General features: G+C 59.0%; 1 protein-coding gene. It reads right to left on the bottom strand.

The genetic code is table 11. From position 1 onward, the window contains the following. The coding region (locus tag OC610_RS29290; protein WP_264433354.1) for a glycogen/starch/alpha-glucan phosphorylase at positions 1–261 on the bottom strand (261 nt) is incomplete at both ends.

Below are 261 nucleotides of genomic sequence, written 5' to 3'. Positions count from 1 at the left end.
ATCGACCATCATCGAGGTCAATTCGGCGTTGGCCTGGAACAACCAGCGGCGGAACGTGATGCCGTTGGTCTTGTTATTGATTCGCTCCGGATAGAGCTTGTGCAGCTCGGAGAACACCGTGCTGCGCATCAGTTGCGTGTGCAGCCCGGACACCCCGTTGACGCTGTGGGAACCGAGGAACGCCAGGTTGCCCATGCGCACGCGGCGACCATTGTCTTCTTCGATCAGCGACACCGAGCGCAGCACGTCGAAATCATGTAC

Origin of the sequence: Pseudomonas agronomica, from assembly GCF_025917275.1 — a bacterium.
Classification (GTDB): domain Bacteria; phylum Pseudomonadota; class Gammaproteobacteria; order Pseudomonadales; family Pseudomonadaceae; genus Aquipseudomonas; species Aquipseudomonas agronomica.
Note: the sequence above shows the minus strand (reverse complement) of the source record. Positions and strands in the feature narration are given on the sequence as shown.